The sequence below is a fragment of the Microbacterium sp. SCN 71-21 genome (assembly GCF_001725695.1).
Lineage (GTDB): Bacteria > Actinomycetota > Actinomycetes > Actinomycetales > Microbacteriaceae > Microbacterium > Microbacterium ginsengisoli.
Genome location: NZ_MEGA01000086.1, coordinates 1 through 13,695 on the forward strand (window position 1 = coordinate 1; position 13,695 = coordinate 13,695).

The window sequence follows — 13,695 nt, forward strand, 5'->3', positions numbered from 1 at the left end:
GGAGGTTCACGGGCCTGTGGCGCAGTTGGTAGCGCGCTTCGTTCGCAATGAAGAGGTCAGGGGTTCGAATCCCCTCAGGTCCACCACACCAGCCGAGACGCCCCCTCCAGGGGCGTTTCGCCGTTTCGGCGGAGTCGCCCTGATCCCCGCCGACCACTAGCGTGAGCACGTGAGCTCACAGCCCCGGTGCCCCCACTGCCGGCACTTCGTCTACCTCGACGCCCTGACTTGCCCGGAGTGCGAGGCGGAGCTCGGGTATCAGCTGCTCACCCAGCAGTTCTACGGGCTGCGCGACGGTCGCGTCATCATCGACGGGGAGACCTGGTACACCTGCTCGAACCGTGGCTGGCAGTGCAACTGGCTCGTGCGCGAGGACGCGCCGACCGGTCTCTGCTTCTCCTGCCGCCTCACCCGTACGCAGCCCGATGCCGACGACACCGTGGCCCTCGAGAAGCTCGCCAAGACCGAGGAGGCGAAGCGCCGTCTTGTGCTGCAGCTCGGTCAGCTGGGGCTGCCGATCGTCGGCTGGGACGTGCAGCCCGGCGGGCTCGGTTTCGATCTGCTTTCGAGCCTGTCCGACGGCAAGCGGGTGATCATCGGGCACGCGAACGGCATCATCACCATCGATCTCGCCGAGAGCCTCGACGACCGTCGTGAGGCGCTGCGGGTGCGGCTCGGGGGCACCTGCGTCACGAGGTCGGCCACTACTACCAGAACGTGCTCATCACCGACGACGCCACGTGGGATCGCTGCCGTGAGCTGTTCGGTGACGAGCGCGATAGCTATCAGGATGCCATCGCCCGCCATTACCGGTTCGGCGCGCCCGACGACTGGAACGAGTCGTATCTTTCCGAGTATGCGACCATGCACCCGTGGGAGGACTTCGCCGAGACCTTCGCCCACTACCTGCACATCACCGGCACCCTGCAGACGGCGGCGGCCATCGGCATCCATCTCGACGCCTCGGTCACCAACCTCCGCGACATCGACGTGATCCCTCGCGAGTCCTACCTCGACCAGCCGGTGCAGCCTCTGCTCAACGACTGGACCTGGATGTCGCAGGCGTTCAATCGCATCAATCGGTCGATGGGACTCGGCGACCTCTACCCGTTCGAGCACCCCGCGGCCGTCAAGCGGAAGTTCGCCTTCGTGCACGAGCTCGTCACCCGATCGCCGCTCACCCTCGACATGCAGATCGCGCTGGCTCGCCCCACCGAGGAGGCATCCGCCTGAGCGGGGGCGCCGTCAGCACTCGGCGCACAATGCCGCGACCGCGGCCAGAAGGTCCTGTCGCGAGACCGGCTTGATCATCACGCGATCGAGGCCGTGCTCGTCGGCGAAGCCGGTGCGTTCGGCGTCCGGTCGGGCGGTCATCAGTGCGAGGCGCGTGCCGGCGATCTCGGGATCGGCGCGCACCGCCTCGGCGACCTGCAACCCATCCAGGCCCGGCATCATCCAGTCGAGCAGTGCGACGTGCGGTCGGTCGCGACGGATCGCCGCGAGACCCGCCTCGCCGTCGGCGCAGGTCGTGACCTCGTACCCCGCCCTGGTGAGGCGAATCGAGGTGAGGGTGAGGATGTCCTGGTCGTCGTCGACGAGCAGCACTCGGGACATTCCGCATCCGTTCGTCCGGGTCGCGGCCGGGGCCGAGCGCGACATCCGCTTCCTCCGGCGATCATACGCTCGAACAGTGCGACCCCTGGGGTAACCTCAGCCCATGACCCGCCCGAGCCTTGCGCTGATCATGCGCAGGCTCCCTTTCGCGGCGCGCCTGATCACGGTGATCGGCCTTGTGCTGCTCTCGGGCGTTCTCGGGGCCGTGTTCGCCGGCATGCAGAGCGGTCCGGCGGCCACGGCGTGGTGGTGGCCGGCCGCCGGTGTCGCGGTCGCCGCTGTCGTCACGGCCGACCGCCGCAGCCGCTTCTGGGTGCTGCTGGGCATCGCGGCGGTGACCGCCGCGGCATCCGCCAGCGCCGGTCGCGGACCCGCTTTCGTCGTGCTGGGCGCGATCGGCGCGGCCTTCGAGGTGTGGATCGTCGCGACCGCCGTCGCCCCCGGCGACGACGAGCCGCGCCTGTCCACCCTGCTGGACGTCGGGCGATTCCTCGCCGCTGCCGCCGTGGGCGCCCTCGTCGTCGGCGGATGCCTCGGCCTCGGCGCCGCACTGTCGGGTGGCGCATTCCTGCCCACGCTGCTCTCGACCAGCGCCTCCCACATCTCCGCGGTCGTGCTGATCACCCCGTTGGCGCTGCTCAACCGCCTGCGCAAGCGCACCGCGTCGGCCCAGACCGTGGTGCTCCTCAGCCTGGCGCTGCTGGCGGCGGTCGTGGCCGCCTTCTCGCCGCTGAACGCGAACCCGCTCGCCTTCCTGCCCGTGCCGATCCTGGCGTGGGCCGCGTTCAGCGAATCCATGTTCGTGGCCTTCACCCAGTTCGTCGGCACGATCGTCGCCGTGGTCGCGCTCACGGCGATCGGCGGTGGGCCGTTCGCTCATCCGGCCGGCGGGATGAGCACCGGAACGCTGCTGCAGATCTACTCCTTCGCGCTCGCCGCCACGACGCTCGGCATCGGTGCCACCCGAAACGAGCGACGCCTACTGCAGGACCAGACCGAGGGTCTGCTGCGGCTTCTGCGCGATGCGTTCGAGCGCGCCAACAACGGGTTCGCGATCCTCCAGGAGGTCGAGGGCGGACGCTACGCGGTCATCGAGATCAACGCGGTCGCCTCGACGATCCTCCGCAGTTCGTTCGCGCAGCTGCAGAAGCACGACTGGATCGTCGTGCCGCGTTCTCCGCTGCACCGGCAGCTCGCGTCCCTCGGGGCGGACGAGGCGCGGGTGCTCGACTGGGAGCTCGTCGAATCGGACAGCATCCCGGCGACCGTGTCGATCGAATCTCTCTCGCGCTCGGGCTACGGCCGCGTCTACCTCATCTCCGTCGTCGATCTCCGGCCGCTCCGCGATGCCGAGGCAGCGATCGAGCGGCGACTGCAGCGGGAACGTCAGGTCGTCGACACGCTGCGGGCCCTCAACCGTGAGAAGGACGACTTCGTGGCGAGCGTCAGCCACGAGCTGCGCACCCCGGTCACCTCGATCATCGGCTTCACCGAGGAGCTCGCCGACCTCATCACCGACCCGGTGCAACGCGACTTCGTGCTCATCGTCCACCGCAACGCCGAGCGACTGCTCGACGTCGTCGAGAACATCCTCGCTCTGTCGAAGGAGCGTCGGGCGGCCGAACGCGAGAGCGACAGCGTCGCCGTCGATCTCGAGCAGCTGCTGCGGGAGTGCATCTCAGACCTCACGATCAACCTGCGCGGCCAGAAGGCGACGATCTCCGCCGACCTGACCCCCGGAATCGTCGTGCACGGCCGTCCCGGCGACCTCGCACGCCTCTTCCTGAACCTCCTCACCAACGCGGTGAAGTTCTCGCCGCCCGGTGGTCTGGTCGAGGTGTCTGCGCAGCGGTCGTCGGGCCAGGTGACGGTGCAGATCCGCGACCAGGGCCCGGGCATCGATGAGGTCGACCTGCCTCGTGTGTTCGACCGCTTCTACCGCAGCTCGTCGGCGACAGCGGCGGGGGTGTCGGGCACGGGCCTCGGGCTCGCGATCGTGCAGGAGCTGGCCGCCGAACTCGGGGCCACCGTCGCGCTCACCCGTGGCCACGACGACGTCGGCACGGTCGCCACGGTCTCGCTTCCCGCTCTCGACCCGGTGCGCCACGCGGAGCCGGTCGGTCCCACGTCGGCGAAGGGCGCGTGAGCGCCGGCAGTCTGCGAGTCATCCACATCGGCGGACCGACTGTTCTGCTGCAGCTCGGTGGCCTTTCGCTGCTCGTCGATCCCACCTTCGATCCGCCGGGCGAGGTGGGCTCCGCGACCCGCACGCTCACCAAGCTGCGCGGGCCGGCGCTCGAGGCCACCGCGCTCCCGCCGCTCGACGCCGTGCTGCTCTCCCACGACCAGCACGCCGACAATCTGGATGCCGCGGGTCGCGCCGTGCTCGCCACCGCACCGATCGCGCTCACGACGCCGCTGGCCGCTGAGCGACTCGGGCAGCCCGCCCGCGCGCTCGAGCCGTGGGAGTCGGTCACTCTCGTCGGCGAGACGTCCGAGGTCACCGTCACCGCCGTGCCGGCCCGCCACGGCCCGATCGGCAGCGAGCCCGTGATCGGCCCCGTGACCGGTTTCGTGCTCACCGGCGACGGTCTCCCGACGGTCTACGTCAGCGGCGACAACTCCGCGCCGGAGCTCGTCGAGGAGATCGCCGCCCGCGTGCCGCCGGTCGACGTCGCCGTGCTCTTCGCCGGAGCCGCGCGAACGCCGTCGGTCGACGGCGCCCTCACCCTCACCGCGACCGACGCGGTCGCCGCCGCCCGAGCCATCGGCGCGCCGGTCGTCGTGCCCGTGCACACCGAGGGGTGGGCGCACTTCAGCGAGAGCACCGACGACCTCGTGCGCGCGTTCGCGGCGGCAGGGCTGGGCGCCCTCCTGCGGGTGCCGGAGCGCGGCATCCCGTTCGAGATCTGACCCGCGCTCCGGATCGCCTCAGGCCCCGACGGACTCCCGCGCGCGCAGATCCTTGCGCAAGATCTTCCCCGACGTCGACTTCGGGATCTGGTCGATGAACTCCACCCGCCGCACCTTCTTGTGCGGGGCGACGTGCTCGGCGACGAACGCCTTCACGTCGTCCTCGGTGAGCCCCGAATCGGGCGCCGCGACAACGAACGCCTTCGGGATCTCCTCATGCTCGTCGTCGAGCACACCGATGACCGCGGCATCCATGATCTTCGGATGGCTCAGCAGAAGCGCCTCGAGCTCCGCCGGAGCGATCTGGTAGCCGTGGTACTTGATGAGCTCCTTCGCGCGGTCGACGATCGCGTAGTAGCCGTCGCGATGAACGACGGCGACATCGCCGGTGTGCAGGAACCCGTCGGCATCCAAGGTCTCGGCGGTGGCATCGGGACGGCCGAGGTACCCGAGCATCACGTTCGGACCCTTGACCCACAGTTCGCCCCGTGCGGTGAACCCGTCGGCGCCGAACTCGGTGATCTCCTCGCCCGTCTCGGTGTCGACGAGCTTGCAGTCGATGTTCGGAAGCGGCACGCCGACGGAGCTGATCGGCACGTCGGTGCGGTCGACGGGGGTGGCGTGCGACACGGGGCTGAGCTCGCTCATGCCGTATCCCTGCAGCATCCTCGCGTGCAGTCGGCGCGCGGCCGCGGCACCCGTCTCGGCGTCGAGGGGTGCGGCGCCCGAGAAGATCGAGTGCACGCTCGAGATGTCGTACTGGTCGACGATCGGATGCTTCGCGAGCGCCACCGCGATGGGCGGCGCGATGAAGATGAACGTGCACCCGTAGGTCTGGATGTTCGAGAGGAACTCGACCAGATCGAACCGCGGCATCGTGACGAGGCTCGCGCGCTGCTTGAGGGCCATGTTCAGCAGCACCGTCATGCCGTAGATGTGGAAGAACGGCAGCACCGCGAGCACACGGTCGTCGTGGCCGAGCTCGATGATCACCCGCGACTGGGCGACGTTCGCGACCAGGTTGCGGTGCGTGAGCATGACGCCCTTGGGCACGCCGGTGGTTCCCGACGAATAGGGGAGCGCTGCGACGTGCGTCGCGGGGTCGAACGTCACCTCCGGCGCGGGCTCGCCGGCCGTCAGCAGATCGCGCAACGACGGATGCCCCGGCGCACCGTCGAGCACGACGAGATGCTCGTCGTCGATGCCCACCGCGGCGGCGGCGGCGCCACCCGAGGGAAGGAGCGGGCCGACGGTGAACAGCCACGTGGCGCCGGCGTCGCGCAGCTGCTTGGCGACCTCGTCGGCCGTGTACAGCGCATTGATCGTGGTGACGGTGGCGCCGGCGCGGAGCGCTCCGTGGAAGACGGTCGCGAACGCCGGAATGTTCGGGCTCAGCAGCCCCACGACCGAACCCACGCCGACCCCGCGTGCCGCGAGCGCACCGGCCACCGCATCGACCTGATCGCGCAACGCGCCGTAGGTCGTCTCGGTGCCCGACGCCGGGTCGATGAGGGCCACACGCTCGAGCTCGTCGTCGGTGAGTGAGGCGAACAGGTAGTCGTAGACGCTGAGATCAGGGATGTCGATCGGATCGAACGGGCTGTGGAACACGGGCTTCTCCTTCGAAGACGTGCGGTGCGGTGGCGGCGTCGCCGGCACGTGGTGAGGCCATCATGCCATTCCCGCCGCGGGCTGTGGGACTGAGTTCCCCGAGCGTTGGGACTGCGTTCCCTCTCCGGCGGCGGCATCACTCCGGATGTCGGAACCAGATGCGATCGGGGTCGGTCGCCGATGCGACATCCCAATCGTCGTCGTCCCACGAGAACGCGGCCACGGCGCACGGCACCATCCCGCCGATCTCGTTCGACGAGAGGCTGCGCGCGAGCATCGCGATACCCGGGTTGTGGGCGACGATCATGACGGATGCCACGCCGAGCCCGACGGCGGCGTCGAGTAGCGTGCGCGGCCCCGCACCGTAGAGCGCCGGCGCGGTGCGCACCGGTGCGCCCAGCGCGGCGCCGAACATGGCCGCGGTCGCCCGGGTGCGGCGGGCGGTGCTCGCAAGGATCAGATCGGGCTGCCAGCCGGCCTCGAGGGTGGCGGCCGCCATCGCCTCCGCCTCGAGCGCCCCGCGGGCCGTCAGCGGTCGATCGTGATCGTCGGGGCCGTCCGCGGCACTTGCGTGCCGCACGAGCAGGAGGGTCGTCATGCCGACACGTAGACCCAGGCCGTGCGGCCGCTCGACAGGCGTGCCGGGACCCGGCGGTACAGCGGCGATTCGTACTCGTCGGCGGCATCGACCTCCGCGGGCGTCAGCGCGTAGGCCAGACCCGTCACCTTGTCGCCGAGAGAGCCGGTCGGGCGTACGACCGGCTGCACCGACACGCGCGCGGATCCGCGTCCGCGGGTGTCGAGCACCTCGAGATAGTCGACCGTGTAGCCGGGGAGGAGATCGGGCTCGCCGTCGGGCGCGCGTCCGAAGACCTCCAGCTGCACCCCCCGCTGCTGCAGCGTGCCGTAGCTGAAGACGATGTCACCGACGACGGATGCCTCGCCCATGACGTCAGGCTAGTGGCCGACGAGCGCCTGGGCCACGGTGAAGATGCCCAGACCCGCCAGAGCACCCACGATCGTGCCGTTGAGGCGGATGTACTGGAGGTCGCGCCCGACCATCAGCTCGATCTTCTCGGTGGTCTCGGCCGGGTCCCAACGTTCGACCGTGTCGGTGATGATGGACGCGATGTCGTGGCGGTAGCGCTCGACGAGGAACACGGCCGCGTCGGTGATGAAGCCGTCGACGCGGCGCCGGAGCGCGTCATCCGTCGCGAGTCGCGCGCCCAGGTCTGCGATCGCGAGGGCCGCGCGCCGCCGCAGACCGCTGTCGGGATCGGCGAGGGCCGCGAGCAGCCCGCGCTTGGCGGTCGCCCATGCCTCACCCGCGAGCTCGCGCACGCGCGGCGAATCGAAGACCGCCGCCTTCGCGCCTTCGAACCGTGCGATCGTGTCGGGATCGTGCTGCAGACGGTCGGCGAGCCGGCCCAGGTATCCGTCGATCGCATGCCGGGCGGGATGCTCGGGGTCGGCGCGCACCGCGGCCACGAACTTCACCGCCTCCGAATACGCCGCGTCGTCGACGAGGCGATGGGCGATGCGTGGCACCCACCCCGGCAGTCGACGCGACAGCAGGCCCTCGAAGCTCTCGCGGTGCTCGGTGAGCCACTCGCCGATGCTGTCGGCCGCGAGGTCGACCGCGGCGTGGTGCGCACCCGTCTGCGTCAGCCGCTCGAGCCAGCCGCCCGTCGGCGCCGCCCACTCGGGGGCGATGAGATGCGTGCGAGCGAGGTCCTCGATGATCTCGCGCACATCGTCGTCGCTGAGCGCGCGCACGATTCCGGCGACCATCGTGGATGCCTCCGCCACCACACGCTCCGCGTGCGCGCTCTCGCGCAGCCATGCGCCCGCGCGCTCGGCGATCCGGGTGCTGGTGAGCTTCGTGCGCACGATCTCGCCCGACAGGAAGTTCGTCTCGACGAACTCGCCCAGCGTGCGGCCGATCTCGTCCTTGCGCGTCGGGATGATCGCCGTGTGGGGGATGGGGAGCCCGAGCGGGCGGCGGAACAGTGCCGTCACCGCGAACCAGTCGGCCAAGGCCCCGACCATTCCGCCCTCGGCGGCCGCGCGAACATAGGCGAGCGCGGGCACCGTGGCCTGCAACGGGAAGGAGATCGCGAACAGCACCGCCATCGCCAGCAGCGCCGCGAGCGCCACCGCCTTCATGCGCCGCAGCGCCCGCCTCCGCGCCTGATCGGCGGGGCTCAGCGCCGCGAGGGGGGTGCGCGGCATCCGTCTCAGCTCTCGAGCGGGCCGAGCCAGGCGCTGGCGGCCGTCGCGTGTGCCGACTCGGGGTCGGACGGGTGGAACTGACCGGCGAGTACGTCGCGGTAGAGCCGGCCGAGCTCGGAACGCGTGAAGTACGACGAGCCGCCCGCGACCAGGATCGCGTCGTCGACGACCGACTTCGCCATCACGACCGCGCGGTGCTTCACCCCCGACAGCAGCGTGAACCACCGCGGCCCGTGCGGGGCGTTCGCATCGACGTCTCGGGCGATCGAGGCGAGCTCGGTCGGCAGGGCGTCGTAGCGCAGCCCCATGTCGGCGATGCGCCAGCGGATGTCGGGATCCTGCGCATAGGTCGTGCCACTCTTCTTCGACGTGCGGGTCTTCGCGGTCGCCACCGCGAGGTCGAGCGCCCGTCGGGCCAGTCCGGTGTAGACCGAGCCCAGCAGGATCTCGAAGACGCTGAAGATGCCGAACACGATCGGGTCGGGGTTGGGTCCCGGCGCGACCCGGCGCACCACGCGGTCGGCGGGGGCGACGGCGCTGTGCAACTCGGTCGTGCGCGACTGGGTGCCGCGCATCCCGACGGTGTCCCAGTCGTCACGGGTGACGACAGCGTCCGAGCGCGGGACGAACGCGTAGACGAGTTGTGGTGCGTCCGCGGACGTGGTGTCGAGACCGTGCAGCCCGAGATTCGTCCACACGGCGGCGAGCGAGGTGAAGATCTTGGTTCCGGTGAACGCGTAGCCACCGTCGGCCAGCGGCTCGGCGACCGTGTCGCTGCCGAACAGCACGAGATCGTTGCCGGCCTCGCTGATGCCGAACGCGAAGACCTCGCCGCGCACGGCGCCCTCCTGCACGAACCGCAGGTCGTCGATGCCGCGGTCGGCGAGCACCCGAGCACCTTCGCCACACCCGTCCAGACGAGGTGCATGTTGATCGCGAGGGCCGTGGCGGGCGCGGCCGTCGCGAGCCGCTGCTGCAGCAGGGATGCCTCGGCGAGCCCCAGCCCGCCGCCGCCGAGCTCGCTCGGCACGAGGATCGACAGGTAGCCGGCCGCCGCCAGCTCGTCGAGGTCCTCCTGAGGGAACACGTTGTCGTGATCGACCTGCGCGGCGCGCCCGCGGATGCGCTCGATCAGGTCGTCCGGAAGCCAGGCGGCCGCATCGAAGGTCATGATGCGAGCCCGTCGAACAGCGCCGCGAGCGTCTCTGCCGGCTTGTCGCGATGCAACGAGTGCCCGGCGCCCTCGATGACCCGCACGCTCACGTGCGGGTTGGCCGCCACGAGCTCGTCGATCGCCGGGCCGGTGAACAGGCTGTTCACGGCGGGGTCGGCGGCCAGCACGAGGGTGGGCACGGTGAGGGCGAGGAACGCCTCGCGCACGTCCCAGTCGGGGTTCTGCACCGCGGTCTGGTCGGTACCCCACGTCGACGCCTGTCGCAGCGATGTCACCTTGGCTTCGACATCGTTCGGATGCCACGTCGGGTTCGCCGCCCGCACGCCCTCGACGGTTGGCGCGGCGAACGAGGCCGCGTTGCCGGCCTGCACGGCGGCGCGCTGCTCGGGCGTGAGGTGGATGGCCGGGTCGACCAGCACGAGGTGACGCGCCCAGCGGGGGTGGGTCGCCTGGGCGAGGGTCGCCGAGGCGCCGCCGAGCGAATGGCCGATCACGAGGTCCCAGCCGCCCTCGCGGCGCACGTGCGCGACATCCGTGCCGTAGGCCGCCAGGGTGTAGTCGGTCGAACGGGGTGCGAGGCCGTGGCCCCGGAGATCGACGGCGACGGCGTACCAGCCGGCCTCGGCGAGGGCCGTGCCGAACAGCCACATGAGCGGGCCGTTGGATCCGAGTCCGTGGATGAGCAGCGCGTGGCGCTCGGCTCCGGGATCGCCCCACGCAATGCGGGGGAGGGTGACGGGTGCGGGCATGATCCGAGCGTACGGCCTCGACGTGCCGGGGCTGCCCGGTCGCGTCACCTGCCGACCGCGGCCGCCCCGGCCGGTCACACGCCGATCGTGAGGGCCGCGGTGTAGCCCGCGGCGACGTCGCCCGACATGGTCGCGATCTGGTGGATGCCGCCGTCATCGCCGAACACGTTGTCGCTTTTCAGAGAGACCTGCGATGCGTTGCGCACGCTCTGCTCGTAGCCGCTCGTCGCGTAGACGACCACGTTGGTCTCCTCGGGCAGCGCGATCTGAGACGTCTTCACGATCGGTCCTGAGGCGACCGCGGTCGCGACGTCGTCGTAGACCTCGAAGTGGATGTGCGGCCACCGACCCGAGTAGCACGCTGGGTAGATGGAGGTGAAGGAGACCGTGCCGGCGGCATCCGTCTCCTGCACCCCGCGCAGATAGTTCTCGTCGGTGATGCCCCGGCTGTACAGGGAGTAGTTGCCGTCGCGGTCGCAGTGCCAGAGATAGACGCCCTTGCCGGAGAGCGCAGCGCCCGTGTCGGCGTCCCGCACGGTGAGACGGATCGTGAGCGGCACGCCGTCGGCGACCGTCGTCGACGACCCGAAGCTCGCCCGGATGTCGCTGCGCACGATGCCGGAGGCCGTCAGTACGTCGATGCCGTTCGAGCCATCGGCGGGATACGGGCCCGCCGTCTCGTCGGGAACCTCGTCGAGGGAGCCGGATGCCGCGGCATCCGTCGTCGCCGATGCCGTCGCCTGCGGGGTGGCGGTCGTCGACGACGCGGCGCCCGGCGACGAGGCCGACTGGATGCCGCACGCCGTCAGCAGCGACGTCATCGCGAGGCCGCCGAAGATGCCGAGCGCGCGCCGTCGGTCGACGAGGGTGCGGATGTCGTAGACGAGGCCGCGGTGGTCCTCGTCGATGGGAGCGCCGTCGGCGTCGAGCCAGCGGTCGGGATCGGCGGTGCGGGCAGAGATGTCGGCGTCGGGGGTGCGGTCGGCCACGGGGCATCCTCTCGTCGGGGGTGATGCCCCCAGTGGAACCGACGCCGGTTGGTCGCGCCTACGTGGATGCTGTGTGTCGTCTATGCGCTCAAGTGATGATCGCGTTCGGCTCGGTGTCGGGCAGCGGGCTCGGATCGCGGTGCCTCAGATCGGGGAACGCCCGCACGAACACCGCCGCCACGATCGCGCCGAGGAGCGCGAACGCACCGGCCGCGGCGTACGCGCCCACCGCGCCGGTGCCGTCGATCAGGAAGCCGGCGATGGCGGAGCCCGCGGCGCCGCCGATGAGCTGCCCCGTGCCGATCCAGCCGTACGCCTCGGCCGTGTCGCTGAACTTCACGCTCGCAGAGGTCATCGCGAACAGCACCGCGAGGGCGGGCGCGATGCCGATGCCCGCGATGATCAGCGTCGCGCTCGTGCCGACGGGGGAGAGGATCGGGTCGCCGCTGAACAGGGCGAAGGCGATGACCGTGAGCACGAGACCGGTCGCCACGACCGTGAGGCGCCGGGCCATCGCCCACGGCGCCATCGGGGCGTGGCCGAGGGAGAGACCGCCCGCGAGGCTGCCGATCGAGAACACGGCGAGCACGATGCCCGCCTCGAACCCGCCGTGGCCGTAGGAGGCGACGACGCTCGCCTCGACCGCCGCGCACGCACCGATCAGCAGGAACCCGATCACCGTCGCGAGCAGCACCGTCGGACGCGCGAGCACCTTGCCGAACCGGCGCTTGCTGCGCGGGATGCGCACGCGCCCGACTTCGGGCGACAGGATGAACCACGATCCGCCGCCGACGAGGATCACGACGATCAGCAGCAGCGCGGGCACGGTGCCGAGCTGCGTCGCCACGAGGGTGACCGCCACCGGGGCGACGATCCAGATGATCTCCTGCAGCGACGCGTCGAGCGAGTAGAGCGGGGTGAGCTGACGTGAGGTCACGAGCTTCGGATAGATCGTGCGGGCGGCCGACTGGATCGGCGGCGTCGACAGACCCGTGATGAGTCCGAGGGCGACGTAGGCGGGCAGCACCATCTGGCCGAGCGCGATGACCGTGAGGCAGATCGCGCAGATCGTCATGGTGAGGGTCAGGACCTTGCGCATGCCCCACATGCCCATCCAGCGGCTCGTCACCGGACCCGACACCGCCTGACCGATGGATGTCGCGGCCAGCACGAGGCCCGCGGCGCCGTAGGAGCCGGTCACGTGTTCGATGTGCAGGAGGATCGCGAGGCTCGTCATGCCGTTCGGGAACCGCGCCGTCAGCTGCGCGGCGATGATGCGGATCACGCCCGGAGTGCGCACCAGTTCCCGATATCCCGCCACCCCTCCACGCTATCGCCCGCGGCAGACGTTCTCGGCGCCCCGGGTGGCCGCCGCCGGGGCGGTGTGCTCCGCCGTGGAGGGTCTGCCGGGCGCGATGCGCGACACGCCGACACGGCGTGTCGGATCCATCCCCAGTGTCGGAGGTGCCGCCTACGGTCGTCGCTGTGGACAGTCGGCGTTCACAGCCTGCTGATGCCCGGAATTCAGCGGTTCTTCAGGGTCTGGACACCTCGTCGGCCTGTGGATGAATCGGTGGACAACCTGTGATCGGAGTGGGGAGTGCGGTGGAAAATCACACGGTTGTAACTACTACCCCTTGTGGTTGACCCCAATGTCGGCACCCATATGTAGTATTGAGGTCCCGGCGCCGGTGGGTGCTGGATTACTGGGGATTTGAGGGGAGAACAGGGTTCACATGGCCATCACCGTTTACACGAAGCCGTCGTGCGTGCAGTGCACCGCGACCTACCGCGCGCTGGACTCGAAGGGCATCGCCTACGAGGTTCACGACCTCTCGCAGGACCCGGAGGCGCTCGAGCAGGTCAAGGCGCTCGGCTACCTCCAGGCTCCCGTCGTCGTCACCGACGAGGGCCACTGGTCGGGCTTCCGTCCCGACAAGATCGACGAGCTCGCGTCCCGCCTGGCGTGAGTCATGGCGACCGCGACGCTCCATGGCAGCAGCGCGGTAGCCGCCGCGGATGACACCGCGCCCCTGCTCGTCTACTTCTCGAGCGTGTCCGGCAACACGGCGCGTTTCATCGAGAAGCTCGGCAGGCGGTCCGTCCGCATCCCCCTGAGAGCAGGCGAGCCGACGCCCCGCGTCGATGAGCCTTTCGTCCTGGTCACCCCCACCTACGGGGGAGGCCAGGGCCGGGGCGAGGAACACGGCGCCGTTCCGAAGCAGGTCATCCGCTTCCTGAACGACGCCCACAACCGCTCCTACATCCGCGGAGTCATCTCCGCGGGCAACACCAACTTCGGCGAGTCGTTCTGCCTCGCCGGCGAGATCATCAGCCGCAAGTGCCACGTGCCGCACCTGTATCGGCTGGAGCTTTTCGGCACGCCAGAAGACGTCGAGCGCATCAGCGAAGG

12 protein-coding genes, 1 tRNA gene and 2 pseudogenes are annotated in these 13,695 nt (G+C 70.3%); 6 read left to right on the top strand and 9 right to left on the bottom strand.

Annotated elements, in window-relative coordinates; translation table 11 throughout:
* Positions 1-10 precede the first annotated feature (10 nt).
* Both ABT08_RS11340 and ABT08_RS11345 read left to right on the top strand, forming a co-directional pair.
* Positions 11-86 (top strand) — tRNA-Ala (locus ABT08_RS11340).
* Positions 87-169: 83 nt separating this feature from the next.
* Positions 170-1,233 (top strand): annotated as a pseudogene (locus tag ABT08_RS11345) (zinc-binding metallopeptidase family protein).
* Positions 1,234-1,245: 12 nt separating this feature from the next.
* Here ABT08_RS11345 and ABT08_RS11350 read toward each other — a convergent pair.
* Positions 1,246-1,614 carry a response regulator gene (locus ABT08_RS11350; RefSeq protein WP_045248612.1) on the bottom strand — a complete coding sequence of 123 codons (369 nt, stop codon included), beginning with the start codon at positions 1,612-1,614 and terminating at the stop codon, positions 1,246-1,248.
* A 103-nt stretch (positions 1,615-1,717) separates the two neighbouring features.
* On the opposite strand from ABT08_RS11350, the gene ABT08_RS11355 reads away from it, so the two are divergent.
* Entirely contained in the window at positions 1,718-3,760 is a 2,043-nt protein-coding gene (locus tag ABT08_RS11355; RefSeq protein ID WP_056210185.1) for a sensor histidine kinase, read from the top strand.
* Positions 3,757-4,527, top strand: coding sequence for an MBL fold metallo-hydrolase (locus tag ABT08_RS11360; protein ID WP_288115019.1), 771 nt, complete (start codon positions 3,757-3,759; stop codon positions 4,525-4,527). The genes ABT08_RS11355 and ABT08_RS11360 overlap by 4 nt, the downstream gene beginning before the upstream one ends.
* A gap of 18 nt (positions 4,528-4,545) precedes the next feature.
* Here the strand turns inward: ABT08_RS11360 and ABT08_RS11365 are convergent, their stop codons facing one another.
* From ABT08_RS11365 to ABT08_RS11400, 8 genes and pseudogenes are all read right to left on the bottom strand, one after another.
* Positions 4,546-6,138, bottom strand: coding sequence for an AMP-binding protein (locus ABT08_RS11365; protein ID WP_288115020.1), 1,593 nt, complete (start codon positions 6,136-6,138; stop codon positions 4,546-4,548).
* Between the two features lie 136 nt (positions 6,139-6,274).
* Positions 6,275-6,736 carry a SixA phosphatase family protein gene (locus ABT08_RS11370; RefSeq protein ID WP_045248615.1) on the bottom strand — a complete coding sequence of 154 codons (462 nt, stop codon included), beginning with the start codon at positions 6,734-6,736 and terminating at the stop codon, positions 6,275-6,277.
* Entirely contained in the window at positions 6,733-7,086 is a 354-nt protein-coding gene (locus tag ABT08_RS11375) for a gamma-glutamylcyclotransferase family protein (protein WP_137878005.1), read from the bottom strand. The genes ABT08_RS11370 and ABT08_RS11375 overlap by 4 nt, the downstream gene beginning before the upstream one ends.
* A gap of 9 nt (positions 7,087-7,095) precedes the next feature.
* A complete protein-coding gene (locus tag ABT08_RS11380; RefSeq protein WP_056210180.1) occupies positions 7,096-8,370 on the bottom strand; it encodes a DUF445 domain-containing protein in 1,275 nt (424 codons plus the stop codon).
* A 5-nt stretch (positions 8,371-8,375) separates the two neighbouring features.
* Positions 8,376-9,541 (bottom strand): annotated as a pseudogene (locus ABT08_RS11385) (acyl-CoA dehydrogenase family protein).
* On the bottom strand, positions 9,538-10,293 hold the full coding sequence (locus ABT08_RS11390) for an alpha/beta fold hydrolase (RefSeq protein WP_056210373.1): 756 nt from the start codon (positions 10,291-10,293) through the stop codon (positions 9,538-9,540). The pseudogene ABT08_RS11385 and the gene ABT08_RS11390 overlap by 4 nt, the downstream one beginning before the upstream one ends.
* A 74-nt stretch (positions 10,294-10,367) precedes the next feature.
* Entirely contained in the window at positions 10,368-11,282 is a 915-nt protein-coding gene (locus ABT08_RS11395) for an intradiol ring-cleavage dioxygenase (protein WP_288115022.1), read from the bottom strand.
* A gap of 88 nt (positions 11,283-11,370) precedes the next feature.
* The gene (locus ABT08_RS11400; protein WP_288115023.1) at positions 11,371-12,603 is read right to left on the bottom strand and encodes an MFS transporter; all 1,233 of its coding nucleotides are present in this window, start codon (positions 12,601-12,603) and stop codon (positions 11,371-11,373) included.
* Between the two features lie 415 nt (positions 12,604-13,018).
* Here ABT08_RS11400 and nrdH point away from each other — a divergent pair, with 415 nt between their 5' ends.
* Together nrdH and nrdI are read left to right on the top strand one after the other, a co-directional pair.
* Positions 13,019-13,252, top strand: coding sequence for a glutaredoxin-like protein NrdH (gene nrdH, locus ABT08_RS11405; protein WP_045248621.1), 234 nt, complete (start codon positions 13,019-13,021; stop codon positions 13,250-13,252).
* A 3-nt stretch (positions 13,253-13,255) separates the two neighbouring features.
* Positions 13,256-13,695, top strand: a 440-nt coding sequence (gene nrdI / locus ABT08_RS11410) for a class Ib ribonucleoside-diphosphate reductase assembly flavoprotein NrdI (RefSeq protein WP_288115024.1), incomplete at its 3' end; no start/stop codon positions are given.

Excerpts from the sequence above, each read along its gene's own strand:
- ABT08_RS11350 (WP_045248612.1), bottom strand. The coding sequence starts at position 1,614 with ATGTCCCGAGTGCTGCTCGTCGACGACGACCAGGACATCCTCACCCTC.
- ABT08_RS11355 (WP_056210185.1), top strand. The coding sequence starts at position 1,718 with ATGACCCGCCCGAGCCTTGCGCTGATCATGCGCAGGCTCCCTTTCGCG.
- ABT08_RS11375 (WP_137878005.1), bottom strand. The coding sequence starts at position 7,086 with ATGGGCGAGGCATCCGTCGTCGGTGACATCGTCTTCAGCTACGGCACG.
- ABT08_RS11390 (WP_056210373.1), bottom strand. The coding sequence starts at position 10,293 with ATGCCCGCACCCGTCACCCTCCCCCGCATTGCGTGGGGCGATCCCGGA.
- nrdH (WP_045248621.1), top strand. The coding sequence starts at position 13,019 with ATGGCCATCACCGTTTACACGAAGCCGTCGTGCGTGCAGTGCACCGCG.
- ABT08_RS11380 (WP_056210180.1), bottom strand. The coding sequence starts at position 8,370 with ATGCCGCGCACCCCCCTCGCGGCGCTGAGCCCCGCCGATCAGGCGCGG.
- ABT08_RS11370 (WP_045248615.1), bottom strand. The coding sequence starts at position 6,736 with ATGACGACCCTCCTGCTCGTGCGGCACGCAAGTGCCGCGGACGGCCCC.